The organism is Candidatus Microbacterium phytovorans (genome assembly GCA_029202445.1).
In the GTDB taxonomy this organism is placed as follows: Bacteria; Actinomycetota; Actinomycetes; order Actinomycetales; family Microbacteriaceae; genus Microbacterium; species Microbacterium phytovorans.
Genome location: CP119321.1, coordinates 2,968,004 through 2,985,143, shown reverse-complemented (window position 1 = coordinate 2,985,143; position 17,140 = coordinate 2,968,004). Strand labels below are relative to the sequence as shown.

The following is a 17,140-nucleotide window of genomic DNA, read 5'->3' as shown; positions in this document are numbered from 1 at the left end:
TCGGTCTCCTTGATTTCGCTCACAGGTTCAGTCCCCCTTCGCGGGCGCCTTCGGCGATCGCCGCGACACGGCCCGCGTAGCGGTTGCCACCACGGTCGAACACGACATCCTCGATGCCGGCCGCCTTGGCACGCTCGGCGACGAGTTCGCCGACCTTGCGGGCCTTCGCGGTCTTGTCACCCTCGAAGCCGCGCAGGTCGGTCTCGAGCGTGGATGCCGAGGCCACGGTGTGGCCCTTGCTGTCGTCCACGACCTGGACGAAGACGTGGCGGGCAGAGCGGGTGACGACGAGACGCGGACGCGACTCGGTGCCCACGACCTTCTTGCGAAGGCGCTTGTGACGACGCGCGCGGGCGTCGGACTTGGACGTGATAGCCATGGTTACTTACCACTCTTTCCGGCCTTGCGGCGAACGTTCTCGCCGGCGTACCGCACACCCTTGCCCTTGTAGGGCTCGGGCTTGCGGATCTTGCGGATGTTCGCGGCGGCCTCACCGACCGCCTGCTTGTCGATGCCGCTGACGGTGAGCTTGTTGTTGCCCTCGACGGTCAGCGTGATGCCGGCCGGAGCCTCGACGAGAACAGGGTGCGAGAAGCCGAGTGCGAACTCGACCGCCGTGCCCTTCTGCGCGACGCGGTAACCGGTGCCGACGACCTCGAGGCCCTTGGTGTAGCCCTGGGTGACGCCGATGATGTTGTTGTTGATAAGGGTGCGGGTGAGACCGTGGAGCGAACGCGATGCGCGCTCGTCGTCGGGACGCGAGACCAGAACCTGGTTCTCTTCGACCGCAACCTCGATCGGACGCGCGACGGTGAGCTTCAGCTCGCCCTTCGGGCCCTTGACGGCGACATCCTGGCCGGCGACCTCGACGGTCACGCCTGCGGGGATGTCGATGGGAAGACGTCCAATACGCGACATGTCAGATCACCACACGTAGGCGAGGACTTCCCCACCCACGCCCTTCTGCTCGGCCTGGCGGTCCGTGAGGAGACCGGAGGAGGTGGACAGGATCGCGACGCCCAGGCCACCGAGGACCTTGGGGAGCTCGGTCGACTTCGCGTAGACGCGGAGACCGGGCTTCGACACGCGCTTGATGCCGGCGATCGACCGCTCGCGGTTCGGGCCGTACTTCAGCGTCATGGTGAGGGTCTGTCCGACGCGGGCGTCCGAGACCTCCCAGCCGGCGATGTAGCCCTCCTGCTGGAGGATCTCGGCGATGTGCGTCTTGAGCTTGGAGCTCGGCAGCGCCACGGTGTCGTGGTGAGCGGAGTTCGCGTTGCGCAGACGGGTCAGCATGTCTGCGACCGGGTCTGTCATCGTCATTTCGTGTGTTTCCTTTGTTCAGCGGTTTCGGATGCCGTTACACGACAGCCGACCTTCGTGATGGGTATTACTGGGCGTCGTCCGTCTTGAACGGGAACCCGAGCTGGCGCAGCAGCGAGCGACCCTCGTCATCCGTCTTCGCCGTCGTGACGATCGTGATGTCGAAGCCGCGTACGCGGTCGATCTTGTCCTGGTTGATCTCGTGGAACACGGACTGCTCCTGGAGACCGAACGTGTAGTTGCCGTTGCCGTCGAACTGCTTGGGCGACAGACCGCGGAAGTCGCGGATGCGGGGCAGCGCGAGGTTCACGAGGCGGTCCAGGAACTCCCACGCGCGGTCGCCGCGGAGGGTGACGTGCGCGCCGATGGCCTGTCCCTCACGCAGCTTGAACTGCGCGATCGACTTGCGGGCCTTGGTGACGAGCGGACGCTGTCCGGTGATCTTGACGAGGTCGTCGATGGCGCCCTCGATCACCTTGCTGTCGCGAGCTGCCTCGCCGACACCGGTGTTCACGACAACCTTGACGATCCCGGGGATCTGCATGACGTTCGAGTAGCCGAACTCCTCCTGCAGAGCCTTCTTGATCTCGCCCTGGTACTTCTGCTTCAGGCGGGGCTGGATCTTGCCAGCCGCCGCGGCAGTGGTGGTGCTCATATTCAGAGGTCCTTGCCGCTCTTCTTCGCGTAGCGCACGCGGACGGTGCGCTTCACGCCGTCCTTCGTCTGCTCCTCGACACGGTGACCGACACGGGTCGGCTTCTTGGTCGAGGGGTCGACGAGGGCGACGTTGGAGATGTGGATCGGGGCTTCCATCGTCTCGATGCCGCCCGTCTTCGTTCCGCGCTGGGACTGGCCCACACGGTTGTGCTTGGTGACGTAGTTGACGCCCTCGACGATCACACGGTTCTGCTCGACGAGGATCTCGAGGACCTTGCCCTGCTTACCGCGGTCGCCGCCCTTGTCCTGCTTCTTGCCGGCGATGACCTGAACGAGGTCACCCTTCTTGAGCTTCGCCATGATCAGATGACCTCCGGGGCCAGCGAGACGATCTTCATGAACTTCTTGTCACGAAGCTCACGACCGACCGGTCCGAAGATGCGGGTGCCGCGGGGCTCCCCGTCGTTCTTCAGGATGACGGCGGCGTTCTCGTCGAACTTGATGTACGACCCATCGGCACGACGGGTCTGCTTCTTGGTGCGGACGACGACGGCCTTGACCACGTCACCCTTCTTCACGTTGCCGCCCGGGATCGCGTCCTTGACGGTCGCGACGATGATGTCGCCCAGACCGGCGTAACGACGGCTGGAGCCACCGAGCACGCGGATGGTCAGCAGCTCCTTGGCGCCGGTGTTGTCGGCGACCTTGAGGCGGGATTCAGTCTGAATCACTTCTTACTCCTTGGGTTCCAAGAAGGCCGGGGGCCTTACTTGGCCTTCTCGAGGATCTCGACCAGGCGCCAGCGCTTGGTGGCGCTGAGCGGACGGGTCTCGTTGATGAGGACCAGGTCGCCGATGCCGGCGGTGTTCGCCTCGTCGTGCGCCTTGACCTTCGAGGTACGACGGATGACCTTGCCGTAGAGCGGGTGCTTCACGCGGTCCTCGACCTCGACGACGATGGTCTTGTCCATCTTGTCGCTGACGACGTAGCCACGGCGGGCCTTGCGGTATCCACGGGCGTCGGCGTCGCGCACGTCGTGCGCTGCCGACTCGTGGCCGGCGACCTGCGTCTCGACGGGCTCGGCAACCGCAGCAGCGGCGGGCTTCTTGGCGGCCGGCTTCTTGGCCGGAGCCTTCTTCTCAGTCTCAGCCATCACTCGGCCTCTTCCTTCGCGGCCTCGTCAGCGGCATCCGCCTTCTTGGCCTTCGTCTTCTTCGCCTTCGTCGCGACCTCGACGGGCGCGGGCGTGGCACGGATGCCGAGCTCGCGCTCACGGATCACGGTGTAGAGCCGCGCGATGTCGCGCTTGACCGCACGGATGCGGCCGTGGCTCTCGAGCTGGCCGGTGGCCGACTGGAAGCGCAGGTTGAACAGCTCTTCCTTGGCCTTGCGCAGCTCCTCGACGAGGCGCTGGTCTTCGAACGTATCGAGCTCGCTCGGAGCGAGCGTCTTGGTGCCGACGGCCATTACGCGTCGCCCTCCTCGCGCTTGATGATGCGTGCCTTGAGAGGCAGCTTGTGAATTGCACGGGTCAGGGCCTCGCGAGCGAGTTCCTCGTTGACGCCGGCGACCTCGAAGAGGACGCGACCCGGCTTGACGTTCGCGACCCACCACTCGGGCGAGCCCTTACCGGAACCCATGCGGGTTTCAGCCGGCTTCTTGGTGAGCGGACGGTCGGGGTAGATGTTGATCCACACCTTTCCACCACGCTTGATGTGACGCGTCATGGCGATACGAGCGGACTCGATCTGACGGTTGGTCACGTAAGCGGGCGTGAGCGCCTGGATGCCGAACTCACCGAACGACACCTTGGTGCCACCGGTGGCCTGGCCCGAGCGGCCCGGGTGGTGCTGCTTGCGGTACTTGACCTTGCGGGGAATAAGCATCAGGCAGACGCTCCTTCTGCGACGGGGGCCTCGTTGCGCGGGCCACGGCGACGGTCGCCACGGTCGTCACGACCGCGGGACTTCGGCGCGTTGGCCTGCTCGCGCGCGAGCTCCTTGTTGGTGAGATCGCCTTTGTAGATCCAGACCTTCACGCCGATGCGGCCGAAGGTGGTCTTGGCCTCGTAGAAGCCGTAGTCGATGTTCGCGCGGAGCGTGTGCAGCGGCACACGACCCTCACGGTAGAACTCCGAACGGCTCATCTCCGCGCCGCCGAGACGGCCGGAGACCTGGATGCGGATGCCCTTGGCGCCGGCGCGCTGAGCGCCCTGGAGACCCTTACGCATCGCGCGACGGAAGGCGACACGAGCAGAGAGCTGCTCGGCGATGCCCTGCGCGACGAGCTGAGCGTCGGCCTCGGGGTTCTTGACCTCGAGGATGTTCAGCTGGATCTGCTTGCCGGTGAGCTTCTCGAGGTCGGCGCGGATGCGCTCGGCCTCGGCGCCGCGGCGACCGATCACGATGCCCGGGCGGGCGGTGTGGATGTCGACGCGGACGCGGTCACGCGTGCGCTCGATCTCGATACCGCTGACGCCTGCGCGGTCGAGCTGCGTCTGCAGAAGCCGGCGGATCTTGATGTCCTCGGCCACGTAGTCGGCGTAACGCTGTCCCGGCTTCGTCGAGTCGGAGAACCAACGCGACACGTGGTCCGTGGTGATGCCGAGGCGGAAGCCGTACGGGTTGACCTTCTGTCCCATTACTTGCTCGCCTTCTTGGTCGTGGTCGCGACCTCAGCGACCTCGGGGGTCGCGAGCTCGACGGTGATGTGGCTCGTGCGCTTCTTGATCTGGAAGGCGCGACCCTGGGCGCGGGGCTGGAAACGCTTCAGCGTCGTGCCCTCGTCCACGTACGCGTTCTTCACGTACAGGTCCTGCTCGTCCAGGAACTCGCCGTCCTTGTCCGCCTTCACGCGGGCGTTGGCGACTGCTGCCGCAACGAGCTTGTAGATCGGCTCGCTGGCGCTCTGCGGGGCGAACTTCAGGATGGCGAGTGCCTCCTGAGCCTGCTTGCCCTTGATGAGCGCGACGACACGACGAGCCTTCTGAGGGGTCACGCGGATGTGCTTCACGCGTGCGATGGATTCCACCATGTCTCTCCTCCTCTAGTCCTCTCTGGAACGCCCCCGCGTCAGCGGCGGCGGCCCTTCTTGTCGTCCTTCACGTGGCCGCGGAAGGTGCGGGTGGGCGCGAACTCGCCCAGCTTGTGGCCGACCATGGTCTCGGACACGAACACGGGGATGTGCTTGCGTCCGTCGTGCACGGCGATGGTGTGTCCCAGCATGGCGGGGATGATCATCGAACGGCGCGACCAGGTCTTGATGACGTTCTTGGTACCGGCTTCGTTCTGCGAGACGACCTTGCGAAGCAGGTGCTCGTCGACGAAGGGGCCCTTCTTAAGGCTGCGAGGCATCTTCCTCTACTCCTACTTGCGCTTCTTGCCGGCGTTGCGACGACGGACGATGTACTTGTCGCTTTCCTTGTTGGCGTGGCGGGTGCGACCCTCAGCCTGGCCCCAAGGAGAGACGGGGTGACGTCCACCGGACGTCTTGCCCTCACCACCACCGTGCGGGTGGTCGACCGGGTTCATCGCGACACCACGGACGGTCGGGCGGACACCCTTCCAGCGCTTGCGGCCGGCCTTGCCCCAGTTGATGTTCGACTGCTCGGCGTTGCCGACCTCGCCGATCGTCGCGCGGCAGCGCGCATCGACGTTGCGGATCTCGCCGGACGGCAGACGCAGCTGGGCGTAAGGGCCGTCCTTCGCGACGAGACGCACCGAGGTGCCCGCGGAGCGCGCGAGCTTGGCGCCGCCGCCGGGGCGGAGCTCGATCGCGTGGATCACGGTACCGGTGGGGATGTTGCGCAGCGGCAGGTTGTTGCCCGGCTTGATGTCCGCGCCGGCACCCGACTCGACGATGTCGCCCTGCTGCAGCTTGTTCGGGGCGAGGATGTAGCGCTTCTCACCGTCGAAGTAGTGCAGGAGCGCGATACGCGCCGTGCGGTTGGGGTCGTACTCGATGTGAGCGACCTTGGCGTTGACGCCGTCCTTGTCGTTGCGACGGAAGTCGATCAGACGGTACTGGCGCTTGTGTCCGCCACCGATGTGACGGGTGGTGATGCGGCCCTGGTTGTTGCGGCCACCGGTCTTCGACAGGGGGCGCAGCAGCGACTTCTCCGGCGTCGAGCGCGTGATCTCGGCGAAGTCAGCCACCGACGAACCGCGACGACCCGGGGTCGTGGGCTTGTACTTGCGAATAGCCATGGTGTGTTGTCCTCTATCCCGACCGTCAGCCGACTGCCGTGAAGATGTCGATGGTGCCCGACTTCAGCGTGACGATCGCGCGCTTGGTGTCCTTGCGCTTGCCGATGCCGAAGCGGGTGCGACGGGCCTTGCCCACGCGGTTGATGGTGTTCACCGCGGCGACCTTGACGCCGAAGATCTTCTCGATGGCGAACTTGATCTCGGTCTTGGTCGCGCGGGGGTCCACGAGGAACGTGTACTTGCCCTCGTCGATGAGCCCGTAGCTCTTCTCGGAGACGACCGGCTTCAGGATGATGTCGCGCGGGTCCTTGTTCACAGCGGTCATGCCGAGACCTCCTCGGTGGCGCCGGCCTTCGCAGCGACGAACGCGTCGTAGGCGGCCTTGGTGAAGACGATGTCGTCGGAGACGAGCACGTCGTAGGCGTTGAGCTGGCCGACGGGGAGCACGTGGACGTACGCGAGGTTGCGCACGCTCTTGATCGTGATCTCGTCGTCGCGGTCGATGACCACCAGGACGTTCTTGACGGCCGACAGACCGGTCAGAACGGCGGCGGCGGCCTTCGTCGAGGGCGTGCCCTCGATGCCGAAGGAGTCGACGATGTGCAGACGGCCACCGCGAGCGCGGTCGCTGAGCGAGCCCAGGAGCGCCGCAGCGATCATCTTCTTGGGCGTGCGCTGCGAGTAGTCGCGCGGCTTGGGGCCGTGGACGATGCCACCACCGGTCATGTGCGGCGCACGGATCGAGCCCTGGCGGGCGTTACCCGTGCCCTTCTGCTTGAAGGGCTTGCGGCCGGCGCCGGAGACCTCACCGCGACGCTTGGTCGAGTGCGTGCCCTGGCGAGCCGCCGCGAGCTGCGCGACGACGACCTGGTGGATGAGCGGGATGTTCGTCTTGACGTCGAACAGGGCAGCGGGAAGCTCGACCGAACCGGCCTTCTTTCCGCCGACGCCGTGGACGTCGAGCGCGAGAGTCGAGTCAGCCATGATCAGGCACCCTTCACTGCGTTGCGGACGTAGACGATGCGGCCACGCGCACCGGGGACGGCGCCCTTGACGAGCAGCAGACCCTTCTCGGCGTCGACGGCGTGCACCGTGAGGTTGAGGACGGTCACGCGCTCGCCACCCATACGGCCGGCCATGCGCATGCCCTTGAAGACGCGGCTGGGCGTCGAGGACGCACCGATCGAGCCGGGCTTGCGGTGGTTGCGGTGCGCACCGTGCGAAGCGGAGACACCCTTGAAGTTGTGGCGCTTCATGACACCGGCGGTGCCCTTGCCCTTGCTGGTGCCGACGACGTCGATCCGCTGGCCGGCCTCGAAGGTGGCGTCGACGGTGAGCTCCTGACCGAGTGAGTAGTCAGCGGCATCCGCCGTGCGCACCTCGGTGAGGTGGCGGCGCGGGGTCACGCCCGCGGCCTCGAAGTGGGCCGTCAGCGGCTTGTTCACCTTGCGGGGGTCGATCTGGCCGTAGCCGATCTGCACCGCGTTGTAGCCGTCCTTCTCGGGCGTGCGAACCTGGGTGACCACGTTCGGCGCGACCTCGATGACGGTGACGGGAACGAGCTTGCCGTTCTCGTCCCAGACCTGGGTCATGCCGAGCTTGGTACCCAGCAGACCCTTGGAAACCTTGTTGTTGATGTCAGCCATGTCGACCTCAGAGCTTGATCTCGATGTTGACGTCGGCCGGGAGGTCGAGGCGCATCAGCGAGTCGACGGCCTTGGGCGTCGGGTCGATGATGTCGATCAGACGCTTGTGGGTGCGCATCTCGAAGTGCTCGCGGCTGTCCTTGTACTTGTGGGGCGACCGGATGACGCACACGACGTTCTTCTCGGTCGGAAGGGGCACGGGGCCCACGACAGTCGCGCCCGCACGGGTCACGGTGTCGACGATCTTTCGCGCCGACGTGTCGATGACCTCGTGGTCATACGACTTCAGGCGAATGCGGATCTTCTGTCCCGCCATTGTCTGCTCACTCTCTTTTCTCGCGTCATACCTCTCGGGCATTGGACGCACGTGGCGCGGTTACGCCGGGTACTTCGTCCTCACGGCTCGTGTTGCGAACCGGTGAGGGATGCTGCACCGCTGTTCTGATGTCAGTCCGCTCCCCCGCACGCGTGCGGAACCTGTTCCCAGGTGAGGAGTCGGATGTGGTGTTCTGCTGCCCGCGGCCTAGGACCCTGCACCGGTCCTCACGAGGAGGAGGCGCCGCCTATGCACTGCCCTGGCAGTGATCCCGCAGCGCGCTGGTGCGCACGCAGGAATGTGGAACCTCACTAGTCTACGTGCCGCCCGGGCGTGTCGCAAACTCGGGCGTGTCGCGCATCGTCGAATCGCCCGCACAGCGCGTCTGCCGGGCCGTGAACGACGGAGGGACGGATGCCGCGTGGCATCCGTCCCTCGTTCGGCGAGGTGTTACTCGTTGCCGATCTTCGAGTCGATCGTGCCCCGGACGTCGTCCACGGTGCCGTGGGCCGACTCGGGGGCGACCTTCTTGACGAACTCAGCAGCAGCGTCGAGGACGTTGTCGCTGACCTCCTCGGCCTGATCGGAGTTGAGCGTCTCCTCGATCTTGTCCTTGTTCTTCTCCAGGAAATCCTTGCCCTGGTTCACGAGATCCTCGATGCCCATATGTTCTCCTCCCGCTCGGCGGACACACCGGCGGACGCCGTCGTGCTGGCACCATCATGACGCGAAGGCAGCCTCCGGTCCAGGCCCATCCCACCGGCAACGCGCACTTCTGGGCCGAGCATGCCGAAAGGGCCGGATCCTTTCGGATCCGGCCCTCTCGATGCAGTCTGGAAAGACTTACTTCACGATCTTCGTGACCGTGCCGGCGCCGACGGTGCGGCCACCCTCACGGATCGCGAAGCCGAGGCCCTCTTCCATGGCGATCGGCTGGATCAGCTCGACCGTCATGTCGGTGGTGTCACCGGGCATGACCATCTCGGTGCCCTCGGGCAGCGAGATGACGCCGGTGACGTCGGTGGTGCGGAAGTAGAACTGCGGGCGGTAGTTCGTGTAGAAGGGGTTGTGACGGCCACCCTCCTCCTTGGACAGGATGTACGCCGTGCCCTCGAAGTTGGTGTGCGGCGTGACCGAACCCGGCTTCACGATGACCTGGCCGCGCTCGACGTCGTCACGCTTGGTGCCGCGCAGGAGCAGACCACAGTTCTCGCCGGCCCAGGCCTCGTCGAGCTGCTTGTGGAACATCTCGATACCGGTGACGATCGTCTTCTGCGTCGGGCGCAGACCCACGATCTCGATCTCCGAGTTGATCGCCAGGGTGCCACGCTCGGCGCGACCCGTGACGACCGTGCCACGGCCGGTGATGGTGAAGACGTCCTCGACGGGCATGAGGAACGGCTTGTCCTTGTCACGCACCGGGTCGGGGATGGACTCGTCGACGGCCTCCATGAGGTCGAGGATCGCCTGCGTCCACTTCTCGTCGCCCTCGAGAGCCTTAAGGCCCGAGACGCGGACGACGGGAGCGTTGTCGCCGTCGAAGTCCTGCGACGAGAGCAGCTCGCGAACCTCGAGCTCGACGAGCTCCAGGATCTCCTCGTCGTCGACCATGTCCGACTTGTTCAGCGCGACGAGCAGGTAGGGCACGCCGACCTGCTTGGCGAGCAGCACGTGCTCGCGCGTCTGCGCCATCGGACCGTCGGTGGCGGCGACCACGAGGATCGCGCCGTCCATTTGAGCGGCACCGGTGATCATGTTCTTGATGTAGTCGGCGTGACCCGGGGCGTCGACGTGAGCGTAGTGACGCTTCGGGGTCTCGTACTCGACGTGCGAGATGTTGATCGTGATGCCGCGCTGACGCTCCTCGGGAGCCGAGTCGATCGACGCGAAGTCGCGCTGGACGTTGGTCGCGGACGGGAACTTGTCAGCGAGCACCTTCGAGATCGCCGCGGTGAGCGTCGTCTTGCCGTGGTCGACGTGACCGATCGTTCCGATGTTCACGTGCGGCTTGGTCCGCTCGAACTTGGCCTTAGCCACTGGGTCCTCCTCAGGACGGTCGTTGTAGAGCTCCGGGCGCTGGATTGCGACCGGCGTTCTACGGGGATGTTGTCAGTGTAGTTGACGGTTCTGTATTCAGTTTGGGTGGATGCCGGGAGCGCAGGCCCCCGGCATCCGAGCAGGGAAAGGGTTACTCGCCCTTGGTCTTCTGGACGATCTCGTCGGCGACGGCCTTGGGGACCTCGGCGTACGAGTCGAACTCCATCGAGTAGACCGCGCGGCCCGAGGTCTTCGAGCGCAGGTCGCCGATGTAGCCGAACATCTCGGACAGCGGGACGAGCGCACGGACGACCTTCACGCCGGCGGCGTCTTCCATGGACTGGATCTGGCCACGGCGGCTGTTGAGGTCGCCGATGACGTCACCCATGTACTCCTCGGGAGTACGGACCTCGACGCTCATGAGCGGCTCGAGGATGGCGGGGTTCGCCTTGCGGACGGCCTCCTTGAAGCCCATCGAGCCGGCGATCTTGAACGCCATCTCGGACGAGTCGACGTCGTGCGACGCACCGTCGAGCAGGATCGCCTTCACGCCCACCATGGGGTAGCCGGCGAGCACGCCGACGTTCATGGCGTCCTGGAAGCCCTGGTTGGTCGGCTCGATGTACTCGCGCGGGATGCGGCCACCGGTGACCTTGTTCTCGAACTCGTACGTCTTGTCGGCCGTGACCTCGAGGGGCTCGAGCGCGAACTGGATCTTCGCGAACTGACCCGAACCACCGGTCTGCTTCTTGTGCGTGTAGTCGTGACGCTCGACCGTCTTGCGGATGGTCTCGCGGTACGCCACCTGCGGCTTGCCGACGTTCGCCTCGACGCGGAACTCGCGCTTCATGCGGTCGACGAGGATGTCGAGGTGCAGCTCGCCCATGCCCTTGATGACGGTCTGACCTGTCTCGGGGTTGAGCTCGGTGCGGAACGTCGGGTCTTCCTCGGCGAGCTTCTGGATGGCGACACCCAGCTTCTCCTGGTCGGCCTTCGTCTTGGGCTCGATCGCGACCTCGATGACGGGCTCGGGGAACGTCATCGACTCGAGGACGACCGGCTCGTTCGGGTCGGCCAGGGTGTCACCGGTGGTGGTGTCCTTCAGGCCGATCACGGCGTAGATGTTGCCCGCGGTGACCGAGTCGACCGGGTTCTCCTTGTTGGCGTGCATCTGGAAGATCTTCCCGATGCGCTCCTTCTTGCCCTTGGTCGAGTTGATGACCTGCGCGCCGGAGTCGAGGTGACCCGAGTAGACGCGGATGTAGGTGAGGCGACCGAAGAAGGGGTGCACCGCGACCTTGAAGGCCAGCGCGGCGAACGGGTCGTTGGCGTCGGGGTGACGCTCGATGACCTTCTCCTCGTCCTTCGGGTCGTGCGCCTCGATGGCGGGCACGTCGAGGGGCGACGGGAGGAAGTCGACGACCGCGTCGAGCATGGGCTGCACGCCGCGGTTCTTGAACGCGGAGCCGCACAGGACGGGGTAGAGCTCACCGGAGACGGTCATCTTGCGGATGGCGCCCTTGATCTCGGCGATCGAGAGCTCCTCACCGCCGAAGTACTTCTCCAGCAGGGTCTCGTCGCTCTCGGCGACCGTCTCGAGCAGCTTCTCGCGGTACTCGGCGGCACGGTCGGCGAGGTCGGCCGGGATCTCCTGGATCTCGTACTTCGCGCCCATGGTCACGTCACCCTTGGCATCGCCGGGCCACACCAGTGCGCGCATCTCGACGAGGTCGATGACGCCGATGAAGTCGTTCTCGGCGCCGATCGGCAGCTGGAGGACGAGCGGCTTCGCGCCGAGACGGTTGATGATCGTGTCGACCGTGAAGTAGAAGTCGGCACCGAGCTTGTCCATCTTGTTGACGAAGCAGATGCGCGGGACGTCGTACTTGTCGGCCTGACGCCAGACGGTCTCGGACTGGGGCTCGACGCCCTCCTTGCCGTCGAAGACGGCGACCGCGCCGTCGAGCACGCGGAGCGAGCGCTCGACCTCGACCGTGAAGTCGACGTGGCCGGGGGTGTCGATGATGTTGATCTGGTTCTTGTTCCAGAAGCAGGTCACGGCGGCAGACGTGATCGTGATGCCGCGCTCCTTCTCCTGCTCCATCCAGTCGGTCGTCGAGGCACCGTCGTGCGTCTCACCGAGCTTGTGGTTGACGCCCGTGTAGAACAGGATGCGCTCGGTCGTCGTCGTCTTGCCGGCATCGATGTGCGCCATGATGCCGATGTTGCGGACCTTGTTGAGGTCGGTGAGCACTTCTTGTGCCACGGGGATGTCCTTTATCTGGAGGTTCGGGTGGGGCGTTTCGACTCGCGGCTTCGCCGCTCGCTCAACGACCGGTACTTCGGTCGTTGAGCGAGCGAAGCGAGTCGAAACGGATTACCAGCGGTAGTGCGCGAAGGCGCGGTTCGACTCGGCCATCTTGTGGGTGTCTTCACGGCGCTTGACCGCGGCACCGAGGCCGTTCGAGGCGTCGAGGATCTCGTTCTGCAGACGCTCGGTCATCGTCTTCTCACGACGGCCCTTCGCGTAGCTGACGAGCCAGCGCAGCGCGAGCGTGTTCGCGCGGTGCGGCTTGACCTCGACGGGCACCTGGTAGGTCGAACCGCCGACGCGGCGGCTCTTGACCTCGAGGGTGGGACGGACGTTGTCGAGCGCCTTCTTGAGCGTCGCGACGGCATCCTGGCCGTTCTTGGCCTCGACGCCCTTGAGGGCGTTGTAGACGATCGACTCGGCGAGCGACTTCTTGCCGTCGACGAGGATCTTGTTCACCAGCTGGGTGACGATCGGAGCACCGTAGACCGGGTCGTTGACGACGATGCGGCGGGGTGCGGGTCCCTTGCGAGGCATCTGACTCAGCCCTTCTTGGCGCCGTAGCGACTACGGGCCTGCTTGCGGTTCTTGACGGCCTGGGTGTCCAGGGCGCCGCGGACGATCTTGTAGCGCACACCGGGGAGGTCCTTCACACGACCGCCGCGGACGAGCACCAACGAGTGCTCCTGCAGGTTGTGACCCTCGCCGGGGATGTACGCGGTGACCTCGGTGCCGTTGCGAAGCTTGACACGGGCGACCTTGCGCATCGCCGAGTTCGGCTTCTTGGGCGTGGTCGTGTACACGCGGGTGCAGACACCCGCCTGCTGCGGGTTCGCCTTCAGGGCGGGCGCCTTGGTCTTCGAGACCTTGGGCGAGCGACCCTTGCGAACCAACTGCTGAATGGTTGGCACGTTCTCTCCTTGTTGAGCTGTGCGGGCCTTCGGTCCGCACAGGTGCTGCACGGTGACAGCGTTCGTGGTTTCACCACAGATCCACCGGCACGACGCGAGAGCGTCGAACGTGTAAGTGGTGGATATGCCGTGGGGGCGCCCTGTTCGCAGGACGATCCCTGATGTGCGACGCTCCCTGCCCTGTCCGCACCGTTGGCGCGACGCAGGGCGCGCGAGAGCGCACACCCGGTCAATGATACGCCGTATTACAAACGGCGGCAAACGCGGATGCCACGCGGGATACCGGAGAGGATGCCGTGGGCGTCGCCGCGGTCAGCCCTGGAGTTCCGCTCGCAACGAGGTCGCCGGCTCACCGGGTTCCGCAGCCCACGAGGCCGCCGAGACGATCGCGTCGAACAGCTCCACCATCACCGGCTCGAGGTCGACCAGCGCGGTCGTGAAACTCACGAGCACGGCATCGGGGCGGCCCGGCCGCGTGAGCCAGTAGTCCACCGTGGTCGCGCCGAGATCGTCGTCGTCCACGGGGGCGCGTCGCCGCGTCGTCCGGAGCACGAGACCGTCGCCGCGATCGAAGACGGCACCGCCTGCGGCGGCGAACGCGTCCCAGTGATCGCCCGCCTCTGCAGCCGAGGACGCGCCGCCGGCGAGAACGCGCACGAGCGCGTCGGCGACGGCCGGCGGCTCGGTGGCGGTGCCGAGGGGCAGCGCCGGGTGATACTCCGCGACCGTGGCGGCGAGACCGACGCCGCCGGGCACCGTGAGCGACAGCTGGAACTGCGCGGCACCGGCATCCCGGGCCCGGCGCGCTGCGGTCCGCAGACGCTCCCGCTGCTGGGCGCGGAAGACCGCCTGGTCGTCGCGACGACCGAAGTGTTCGCGCACGAACGAGGCGACGTCCTCGTCGATCGCGGCGTCCTCCCCCAGCGGCACGGGGTGCCAATCGCCGGGGAGGGTGAGTTCCAGCGCGGGACGGCGGCTCATCCGGCGGCGACCTCCGCGAGCTCGGATGCCGTCAGCGACAGCGTCGAGCCGAGGTACGTTCCCTGGGAGAACGGGATGCCGTCGCGGTAGCGCGAGAGGGTCAGCACGATGAGGTCGGACGGCTCGCTCTCGTCGGGCGCCGTCACCTCGAACTCGTACGTCGCGTAGTCGCCAGGGTCGGCGGCGACCGCCCGCACCGCTTCGTGAAGCACCTCGCCGAGGCGTGCGAGTCCGCTCTCGTCGAGGGTGAGGGCGATGCGCGCGGCGAACGATCCCGGCGTACCCGTGTTGAAGGCGCCGACGTCGGCCGACGCGACGCCGGGGATCTCCTCGATCGCCGCCGTCACGGCTGCTTTGTCCATGTCCGGTTCTCCTTCGGGTGTCGTCGGGGTCGGTGACGCGGCGCACGCGACCAGGACGAGCGCGCACAGCGCCGCGACGAGCACCGCGGCCGCGCGGCGGATCTCTCGTAGGGGCATGGCGCCCTCCCGTCTCTCTCGTCCCATTCTGTCGGCCCTTGCCTCAGTCGCCGCGCGTGTACGCGTAGTCGTGCGTTCCGATCCGGTTGCCGTCTTCGTCGCGCGTCGCCGGCGTGCCGAAGTAGTCCGAGATCTGCACGCCGTCCTGGGCGTTCGGATCATCCGCGAGGAAGTCGCGGCCCGCCTGGCTCCCGCCCTGCGTCACCTGCGCGTCGACGGTCGACTGGTACTGCTTCGCGTTGTGGCCCAACCCCTCGCCCGGGTTGGGTGCCGGCACGTCGATCTTGTAGCGGTTGGGATCGTCCGAGTGGTCGGCGGCGTAGGGGTTCTCGGTGCGCGGCACGGGATCGGTCGAATGCGACACGTCGAGCACGCGTGTCGAGTGCGGGATGTCCAGGTCGTCCACCGACGAGCCGGCGACGGCGATGGCATCCACGCGGTACGTGCTGGAGAACTCGGGGTCGGCGGCGAGGTTCCCCGCCGTGATGCCGCCGAGACTCCAGCCGGCGAGCATGACGTGGTCTCCGGGTTGGATGCCGGCGCGCTTCATCGCGTCGATGACCATCTTCTCCAGCTGTGTCTGCTGAGCCTGGTTCATCTTGGCGACGACGTCGCTGGTCACGTCGTTCCCGCTGGTTCCCCCGGGCGTCCACTGCTGCGTCGAGGGGATGTGCACACGGTAGATGATCTGACCGTCGGGGCCGACGAACGGGATGATCCGCACGACCGACTCGTGGTTGACGGAATCGTCGTCGGGGTCGAGGTGCCCCGCTTCGTCGATCGCCATGAGGTCGTCGAACATCGTCGACAGCGACTCGTCCTGACGGCGCGGCTGCGCCTCGGCATCGACGAACTCCGGCGTGCCGGTCTCCTGCAGCGACGCGAGCGCGATGACGGCCCACAGCTCGGGGAACGCCGTGAGCAGCGCGGGGATCGCCGCCTGCACGAGCGCCTGCATCGGGTCCATGCCGCGCAGCAGATTGATCGCGAGGAGCCACGAGAACCCGACGACGAACACGAACAGGCCCACCAGCACCCGCGCGACCAGGATCACAAGCACCGCGAGGGCGGCGAGCACGAGCCCCAGCACCAGCAGGGCGGCGACGACGAGGAGCACGAGGGCGGCGGCCACGACGAGTACGAGCACGGCGAGCGCGACGATCGCGAGCGCCAGCGCGACGAGGATCACGAGGCCCAGGAGCAGCACCGCCGCGAGCACGGCGAGCACGGTCACGATGAGCGTGACGATCGCCTCCAGCACCGCGACGATCGCGTCGACGATCGCCTCCAGCGCATCCGCCAGGAAGTCGACGATGTCGTGGAACACGCCGGACACGTCGTCCCAGAAGGAGTCGTTGAGCGAACTGCCCTCGACGACGTCACGGATGCGGTCCATGGCGGCGCGAGCGGCGCGATCGCGATCGGCGACCGCATCGTCGTAGCGTCGCCGCGCGGCGGTGGCAGCGGCCTCGGCATCCGCGGCATCGGATCCGGCACCGCGCAGCAGGCGGTCGAGGCCGGAGAGTTCGTCGGCGCCGTCGCCGCCGGACGCGGCGGTGGTCGAGGTGCGCAGCAGCGTGGAGCGCTCGGATCGCAGCGAGCGCGAACGCGTCTGGGCCGCCGCGCGATCGGTGGCCGCGGCATCGTGGTCGGCGATGGCGCGCGCAGCGCGCTCCTGCGCGTCGGCGAGCGCCGCCGCGTAGTCGAGGAGCGCCTCACCCGTCTCGCCGTAGCGGCTCTCGGCCGCATCGATCTCGCTCGCGAGATGCTCCGCGTCGCCGCGCACGCGATCGATCGCGACACTCACCATGGCGCCCGGGCGGGAGATGTCCTGCAGAGTGGAGACGGCGATGCGGATGGCGGCGGCCGTCTCGCGATAGCGCTGTCCGGTGCTGCGGAGGACGACCGGGTCGCCGTCGAGCTGCTCCATCAGCGCTCCCCTGCCGCCGAGCCGAGTTCCAGGTCGATCTGCGTGAACGCCGTGCGGATGTCCTCCAGCACGCCGCCCAGGGTGCCCAGCGCCTCGGCCATCCCCCGGCGCCGGTCGTCCCACGTCGAGGCGAATCGCCGCACGGTGTCGGCCAGGTCGTCGTGCCCGCAGGCATCCGCGGCTCGTCGGGCCGAGTCGTCCGACGCGTCGAACGTGCGACGGATGCGCTCAGCGCGACTCGCGGTCGCGGCGATCTCGCCGAGGTCGAGTCGGACCATGTCAGCCATCGGATGCCTCGCGGTTCGGAACGGGAAGGGACGGGGATGCCGCGGCCGGCGGCAGAA

26 protein-coding genes are annotated in these 17,140 nt (G+C 66.8%); all 26 read right to left on the bottom strand.

From position 1 onward, the window contains the following. Positions 1–19 precede the first annotated feature (19 nt). The 26 genes from rplR to P0Y48_14035 all read right to left on the bottom strand — a co-directional run bounded on the left by rplR (position 20) and on the right by P0Y48_14035 (position 17,083). Entirely contained in the window at positions 20–379 is a 360-nt protein-coding gene (gene rplR, locus P0Y48_14160; protein WEK13582.1) for a 50S ribosomal protein L18, read from the bottom strand. Positions 380–381: 2 nt separating this feature from the next. After that, entirely contained in the window at positions 382–918 is a 537-nt protein-coding gene (gene rplF, locus P0Y48_14155; protein ID WEK13581.1) for a 50S ribosomal protein L6, read from the bottom strand. Between the two features lie 6 nt (positions 919–924). Beyond that, the gene (gene rpsH, locus P0Y48_14150; protein ID WEK13580.1) at positions 925–1,323 is read right to left on the bottom strand and encodes a 30S ribosomal protein S8; all 399 of its coding nucleotides are present in this window, start codon (positions 1,321–1,323) and stop codon (positions 925–927) included. A 67-nt stretch (positions 1,324–1,390) separates the two neighbouring features. Further along, on the bottom strand, positions 1,391–1,978 hold the full coding sequence (gene rplE / locus P0Y48_14145; protein ID WEK13579.1) for a 50S ribosomal protein L5: 588 nt from the start codon (positions 1,976–1,978) through the stop codon (positions 1,391–1,393). Positions 1,979–1,980: 2 nt separating this feature from the next. Further along, positions 1,981–2,340 carry a 50S ribosomal protein L24 gene (gene rplX / locus P0Y48_14140; GenBank protein WEK13578.1) on the bottom strand — a complete coding sequence of 120 codons (360 nt, stop codon included), beginning with the start codon at positions 2,338–2,340 and terminating at the stop codon, positions 1,981–1,983. 2 nt (positions 2,341–2,342) lie between these two features. Continuing rightward, on the bottom strand, positions 2,343–2,711 hold the full coding sequence (rplN, locus tag P0Y48_14135; GenBank protein WEK13577.1) for a 50S ribosomal protein L14: 369 nt from the start codon (positions 2,709–2,711) through the stop codon (positions 2,343–2,345). Positions 2,712–2,746: 35 nt separating this feature from the next. Next, a complete protein-coding gene (gene rpsQ / locus P0Y48_14130; GenBank protein ID WEK15089.1) occupies positions 2,747–3,013 on the bottom strand; it encodes a 30S ribosomal protein S17 in 267 nt (88 codons plus the stop codon). A 119-nt stretch (positions 3,014–3,132) separates the two neighbouring features. Beyond that, a complete protein-coding gene (gene rpmC / locus P0Y48_14125) occupies positions 3,133–3,447 on the bottom strand; it encodes a 50S ribosomal protein L29 (GenBank protein ID WEK13576.1) in 315 nt (104 codons plus the stop codon). Next, positions 3,447–3,866, bottom strand: coding sequence for a 50S ribosomal protein L16 (gene rplP / locus P0Y48_14120; protein ID WEK13575.1), 420 nt, complete (start codon positions 3,864–3,866; stop codon positions 3,447–3,449). Before rplP ends, rpmC begins: the two co-directional genes overlap by 1 nt. After that, positions 3,866–4,621: a 30S ribosomal protein S3 gene (gene rpsC / locus P0Y48_14115; GenBank protein WEK13574.1), complete on the bottom strand. Its 756-nt coding sequence runs from the start codon at positions 4,619–4,621 to the stop codon at positions 3,866–3,868. Before rpsC ends, rplP begins: the two co-directional genes overlap by 1 nt. After that, positions 4,621–5,013 carry a 50S ribosomal protein L22 gene (gene rplV / locus P0Y48_14110; protein ID WEK13573.1) on the bottom strand — a complete coding sequence of 131 codons (393 nt, stop codon included), beginning with the start codon at positions 5,011–5,013 and terminating at the stop codon, positions 4,621–4,623. The genes rpsC and rplV overlap by 1 nt, the downstream gene beginning before the upstream one ends. A 38-nt stretch (positions 5,014–5,051) precedes the next feature. Further along, on the bottom strand, positions 5,052–5,333 hold the full coding sequence (rpsS, locus tag P0Y48_14105) for a 30S ribosomal protein S19 (protein WEK13572.1): 282 nt from the start codon (positions 5,331–5,333) through the stop codon (positions 5,052–5,054). A gap of 12 nt (positions 5,334–5,345) precedes the next feature. Further along, positions 5,346–6,185, bottom strand: a complete 840-nt coding sequence (gene rplB, locus P0Y48_14100) for a 50S ribosomal protein L2 (protein ID WEK13571.1) — start codon at positions 6,183–6,185, stop codon at positions 5,346–5,348. A 25-nt stretch (positions 6,186–6,210) separates the two neighbouring features. After that, positions 6,211–6,510 carry a 50S ribosomal protein L23 gene (gene rplW / locus P0Y48_14095; protein ID WEK13570.1) on the bottom strand — a complete coding sequence of 100 codons (300 nt, stop codon included), beginning with the start codon at positions 6,508–6,510 and terminating at the stop codon, positions 6,211–6,213. Further along, positions 6,507–7,169, bottom strand: coding sequence for a 50S ribosomal protein L4 (gene rplD / locus P0Y48_14090; protein WEK13569.1), 663 nt, complete (start codon positions 7,167–7,169; stop codon positions 6,507–6,509). Before rplD ends, rplW begins: the two co-directional genes overlap by 4 nt. 2 nt (positions 7,170–7,171) lie before the next feature. Further along, a complete protein-coding gene (rplC, locus tag P0Y48_14085) occupies positions 7,172–7,831 on the bottom strand; it encodes a 50S ribosomal protein L3 (GenBank protein ID WEK13568.1) in 660 nt (219 codons plus the stop codon). Positions 7,832–7,838: 7 nt separating this feature from the next. Continuing rightward, entirely contained in the window at positions 7,839–8,147 is a 309-nt protein-coding gene (rpsJ, locus tag P0Y48_14080) for a 30S ribosomal protein S10 (GenBank protein WEK13567.1), read from the bottom strand. A gap of 450 nt (positions 8,148–8,597) precedes the next feature. Then, positions 8,598–8,813 carry an Rv0909 family putative TA system antitoxin gene (locus tag P0Y48_14075; GenBank protein WEK13566.1) on the bottom strand — a complete coding sequence of 72 codons (216 nt, stop codon included), beginning with the start codon at positions 8,811–8,813 and terminating at the stop codon, positions 8,598–8,600. A 177-nt stretch (positions 8,814–8,990) separates the two neighbouring features. Further along, positions 8,991–10,184: an elongation factor Tu gene (gene tuf / locus P0Y48_14070; protein WEK13565.1), complete on the bottom strand. Its 1,194-nt coding sequence runs from the start codon at positions 10,182–10,184 to the stop codon at positions 8,991–8,993. Positions 10,185–10,335: 151 nt separating this feature from the next. Next, positions 10,336–12,450, bottom strand: a complete 2,115-nt coding sequence (fusA, locus tag P0Y48_14065) for an elongation factor G (protein WEK13564.1) — start codon at positions 12,448–12,450, stop codon at positions 10,336–10,338. A 111-nt stretch (positions 12,451–12,561) separates the two neighbouring features. After that, positions 12,562–13,032: a 30S ribosomal protein S7 gene (rpsG, locus tag P0Y48_14060; protein ID WEK13563.1), complete on the bottom strand. Its 471-nt coding sequence runs from the start codon at positions 13,030–13,032 to the stop codon at positions 12,562–12,564. A 5-nt stretch (positions 13,033–13,037) separates the two neighbouring features. Beyond that, a complete protein-coding gene (gene rpsL / locus P0Y48_14055) occupies positions 13,038–13,406 on the bottom strand; it encodes a 30S ribosomal protein S12 (GenBank protein WEK13562.1) in 369 nt (122 codons plus the stop codon). Positions 13,407–13,718: 312 nt separating this feature from the next. After that, positions 13,719–14,387 carry a hypothetical protein gene (locus P0Y48_14050; protein ID WEK13561.1) on the bottom strand — a complete coding sequence of 223 codons (669 nt, stop codon included), beginning with the start codon at positions 14,385–14,387 and terminating at the stop codon, positions 13,719–13,721. After that, the gene (locus P0Y48_14045) at positions 14,384–14,866 is read right to left on the bottom strand and encodes a hypothetical protein (GenBank protein ID WEK13560.1); all 483 of its coding nucleotides are present in this window, start codon (positions 14,864–14,866) and stop codon (positions 14,384–14,386) included. Before P0Y48_14045 ends, P0Y48_14050 begins: the two co-directional genes overlap by 4 nt. Positions 14,867–14,909: 43 nt before the next feature. Beyond that, positions 14,910–16,796 carry a hypothetical protein gene (locus tag P0Y48_14040; GenBank protein ID WEK13559.1) on the bottom strand — a complete coding sequence of 629 codons (1,887 nt, stop codon included), beginning with the start codon at positions 16,794–16,796 and terminating at the stop codon, positions 14,910–14,912. Further along, on the bottom strand, positions 16,796–17,083 hold the full coding sequence (locus tag P0Y48_14035; GenBank protein ID WEK13558.1) for a hypothetical protein: 288 nt from the start codon (positions 17,081–17,083) through the stop codon (positions 16,796–16,798). The genes P0Y48_14040 and P0Y48_14035 overlap by 1 nt, the downstream gene beginning before the upstream one ends. Positions 17,084–17,140: the final 57 nt, after the last annotated feature.

Coding starts and splice junctions, on each gene's coding strand:
- rplR (WEK13582.1), bottom strand. CDS start 379: ATGGCTATCACGTCCAAGTCCGACGCCCGCGCGCGTCGTCACAAGCGC.
- rplF (WEK13581.1), bottom strand. CDS start 918: ATGTCGCGTATTGGACGTCTTCCCATCGACATCCCCGCAGGCGTGACC.
- rpsH (WEK13580.1), bottom strand. CDS start 1,323: ATGACGATGACAGACCCGGTCGCAGACATGCTGACCCGTCTGCGCAAC.
- rplE (WEK13579.1), bottom strand. CDS start 1,978: ATGAGCACCACCACTGCCGCGGCGGCTGGCAAGATCCAGCCCCGCCTG.
- rplX (WEK13578.1), bottom strand. CDS start 2,340: ATGGCGAAGCTCAAGAAGGGTGACCTCGTTCAGGTCATCGCCGGCAAG.
- rpmC (WEK13576.1), bottom strand. CDS start 3,447: ATGGCCGTCGGCACCAAGACGCTCGCTCCGAGCGAGCTCGATACGTTC.
- rplP (WEK13575.1), bottom strand. CDS start 3,866: ATGCTTATTCCCCGCAAGGTCAAGTACCGCAAGCAGCACCACCCGGGC.
- rpsC (WEK13574.1), bottom strand. CDS start 4,621: ATGGGACAGAAGGTCAACCCGTACGGCTTCCGCCTCGGCATCACCACG.
- rplV (WEK13573.1), bottom strand. CDS start 5,013: ATGGTGGAATCCATCGCACGCGTGAAGCACATCCGCGTGACCCCTCAG.
- rpsS (WEK13572.1), bottom strand. CDS start 5,333: ATGCCTCGCAGCCTTAAGAAGGGCCCCTTCGTCGACGAGCACCTGCTT.
- rplB (WEK13571.1), bottom strand. CDS start 6,185: ATGGCTATTCGCAAGTACAAGCCCACGACCCCGGGTCGTCGCGGTTCG.
- rplW (WEK13570.1), bottom strand. CDS start 6,510: ATGACCGCTGTGAACAAGGACCCGCGCGACATCATCCTGAAGCCGGTC.
- rplD (WEK13569.1), bottom strand. CDS start 7,169: ATGGCTGACTCGACTCTCGCGCTCGACGTCCACGGCGTCGGCGGAAAG.
- rplC (WEK13568.1), bottom strand. CDS start 7,831: ATGGCTGACATCAACAACAAGGTTTCCAAGGGTCTGCTGGGTACCAAG.
- rpsJ (WEK13567.1), bottom strand. CDS start 8,147: ATGGCGGGACAGAAGATCCGCATTCGCCTGAAGTCGTATGACCACGAG.
- P0Y48_14075 (WEK13566.1), bottom strand. CDS start 8,813: ATGGGCATCGAGGATCTCGTGAACCAGGGCAAGGATTTCCTGGAGAAG.
- rpsG (WEK13563.1), bottom strand. CDS start 13,032: ATGCCTCGCAAGGGACCCGCACCCCGCCGCATCGTCGTCAACGACCCG.
- P0Y48_14050 (WEK13561.1), bottom strand. CDS start 14,387: ATGAGCCGCCGTCCCGCGCTGGAACTCACCCTCCCCGGCGATTGGCAC.
- P0Y48_14045 (WEK13560.1), bottom strand. CDS start 14,866: ATGCCCCTACGAGAGATCCGCCGCGCGGCCGCGGTGCTCGTCGCGGCG.
- P0Y48_14040 (WEK13559.1), bottom strand. CDS start 16,796: ATGGAGCAGCTCGACGGCGACCCGGTCGTCCTCCGCAGCACCGGACAG.
- P0Y48_14035 (WEK13558.1), bottom strand. CDS start 17,083: ATGGCTGACATGGTCCGACTCGACCTCGGCGAGATCGCCGCGACCGCG.